Source organism: Phormidium sp. CCY1219, from assembly GCF_055795085.1.
Window position 1 is genome coordinate 1 of sequence record NZ_JAYFEQ010000558.1, and the last position, 2,408, is coordinate 2,408.

The 2,408-nt window shown below is 48.9% G+C and carries 3 protein-coding genes; 1 reads left to right on the forward strand and 2 read right to left on the reverse strand.

Annotated features, from left to right (window positions below; genetic code table 11):
• The first annotated feature begins 405 nt into the window (after positions 1-405).
• Positions 406-570, forward strand: coding sequence for an HNH endonuclease (locus AC0QH1_RS15535; protein ID WP_324632110.1), 165 nt, complete (start codon positions 406-408; stop codon positions 568-570).
• 593 nt (positions 571-1,163) lie between these two features.
• On the opposite strand, the gene hetR is transcribed toward AC0QH1_RS15535, so the two are convergent.
• Both hetR and AC0QH1_RS15545 read right to left on the reverse strand, forming a co-directional pair.
• Positions 1,164-2,057: a heterocyst differentiation master regulator HetR gene (hetR, locus tag AC0QH1_RS15540; protein WP_324632111.1), complete on the reverse strand. Its 894-nt coding sequence runs from the start codon at positions 2,055-2,057 to the stop codon at positions 1,164-1,166.
• An 86-nt stretch (positions 2,058-2,143) separates the two neighbouring features.
• On the reverse strand, positions 2,144-2,335 hold the full coding sequence (locus AC0QH1_RS15545) for a hypothetical protein (RefSeq protein WP_324632112.1): 192 nt from the start codon (positions 2,333-2,335) through the stop codon (positions 2,144-2,146).
• Between the last annotated feature and the right edge of the window lie 73 nt (positions 2,336-2,408).

Genomic DNA, 2,408 nt, shown 5'->3' on the forward strand with positions numbered 1-2,408 from the left:
GAAAAAAACTATTCCGATGAGCGGAATAGTTATTTATGCTTAGTCCAATTCCCGGGATGGGAAAAAACTATTCCGATGAGCGGAATAGTTATTTATGCTGTAGCGCCCTATCGGTGAAAAAAGCTGTGGCGATCGCGCCAGATTTATAAGATTTTCATATAAGTAAGGTAGAGAATTTTTCATTTCGGAGGTGCAAGCGCGGTAATGAATATTCGGCTACGTACCACATCAATCTGAGAAAGGCTATATTGACCCTCTAACAAGAATTTTAATAGCTTTTTGGCCGCTTTGACCTACATTAACAATACCTTGCCTTTTGGCTAATAAAATTAACGGAGAGTTAGTAAATAAGGGCAATTTGAAGCGTCCCCCTAAGATGGCAAACTGGTTTACTGGAGTTGAAGAATGGGCAAACATCCAAAAGCCTTCAAGGGGGTGGCAAAGCTCTTCAAGCGGCAAGAAGGGAAGTGCGCTTACTGTGGATTACACTTCAGGGAGGAAGATGTGTTTAAAATCGAGCATATCACCCTCAAATCAAAAGGTGGAAAGGGTGAGTACAAAAACCTCTAACTGCTACACAGAGATTGCCATGAGGAAAAGATTGCCAGAGATGTAAGTTTGAAAGGTATTCGTGACAAGAGACAGGTTATTGAGGAGACCTGTGAAAGGAAACTTTCAAGCAAGGCTGGCTTTGGAGACGAGGAGGGGAGGCGACTTCTGTGCGTAGTTTAACTTCACAGCGTCAGCAGAGGGCGGATCTGGAGGGGGAATGGGTGGGAGTGGGGTCAGATTTGGCTTTAGGTATTCATCGCCGATCGCCATCCCGGATTAAATTTTTAATCGGAAAATTGGAATTGACAAGGGTGGAGCAGGGGCAACGTCCCTTTTGCAAAAGACGTTGGCTGCATTCCACCCTTTGTTGGTAATGCTGTGTGGTAGGGATGCGCCCTGGTCTCGAACATCTCGCACCCTTACACGAGGCCCCAAGACATGCTATCTGATGCGGAAGACCAACCCCCGGTTCTCGCGGGTATTTGCATGGTTTCGGGGCGCGTTTCAATTGCGATCGCAGCGGTTGAAAGTTGGGGGTTAATCGATTTTAGAGCACACCGCGCAATCCTTAACAACCCACGATCGGCAATCGAGAATTTGTTTTCGCTGCCCTATTGCGGTCCAAAGACCATTTGCAGGATCATCGGTTCTCCATCATCTTGGTGATAGCGATCGGCCCACTGACGGATGATTTCATCCAACTCATCCATTGCTTGTTCCATCCGATGGGGGGGGATATCCAATTCTTCCAACAACCGCATGGTTTTCGGTTGTCGTTCTGCCCAATCCTTCATCAGACGGAAATAGCGTGCTGTATCCTCCACCATGACATAAGTCCGCTCGTGGTCATCCGCCGGGGAGTAAGAAGAGCGGGTCAGAGCGTAGAATGGCATACCCCAAGGGGAATTAATCCGGGTCACGGTTCCCGAGTAGATTAACCGACGCTTGATATGTTCCGCCAAAGCTTCGCTCAAGGGCATTCGCCGTTCTGGTGGAAAATCTTCCTGAGAGCGACCGTGGAGAAATTCGATCAGTTCCATGAACTGAAACGAATTGACCAATTGAGCGTCGGGTAGATGCGGGGGCAACTGACGTTCGATTTGGCGCTTCTCGTCACTGGTCAGATTATTACCTGGAATGCGCGGACGTCCCGGCATCCAGGGATACTGTTCCAACCAAACGTAGGGAAACTGGATCAGATAGCGAGGCTCTTGCGAACCGAGCATCTTGAGCAACTTGCCTTCCGTCAGCGCTTCTCTGACTTCTTCGACAATTGCCTTCACCCGCTTTGGTTCGATGTGATGCAGATGACCTGTCATTCGCAGGTTTTCGCCCTGTTCCAGATAGGTCATGTAAATGGCGCATTTAGCTGCTGTTGCCGCTGCATCCAGAAATGCCCCATGTCGGTGTCCGCTTGTCCTCATGGCACTGAAGGCCAGATATAGCATGATCTGATCCATTGCGCTGGGGCTTAGGCTTTTGATCAGATCTAAGTCGTTGCTCATCACATTCCTCAATTACGGATAGGTCAAGGTAGTTGCACCCTTCTCCGTTTATTGTTGTCCATGATGGTTGCAACTCATCCGGCGATTTATTTGCCGGTAGTGGCTTGCATAGCAGCAGCCAGACTCGCAACCGCCGCTCCTCCCCTTCGGGAGAATTGGTTTATTGGTGGATAAAAGTAGCTTACCGCATCGGCAAAGGTCAAGGCATTCCCTCGGTTTCCTTTCGGGAGTTGCAGACACAAGCGCGTCCAGTGCTTGCCTTTAGCGATCGCCGTCATGGCTACCAAACTTAGATAAGTCTGGTCTTCTGGTCAGGTGAGCTTGGGAAAATAAAGTCTTACCAAGCCCCTC

Excerpts from the sequence above, each read along its gene's own strand:
- AC0QH1_RS15535 (WP_324632110.1), top strand. The coding sequence starts at position 406 with ATGGGCAAACATCCAAAAGCCTTCAAGGGGGTGGCAAAGCTCTTCAAG.
- hetR (WP_324632111.1), bottom strand. The coding sequence starts at position 2,057 with ATGAGCAACGACTTAGATCTGATCAAAAGCCTAAGCCCCAGCGCAATG.
- AC0QH1_RS15545 (WP_324632112.1), bottom strand. The coding sequence starts at position 2,335 with ATGACGGCGATCGCTAAAGGCAAGCACTGGACGCGCTTGTGTCTGCAA.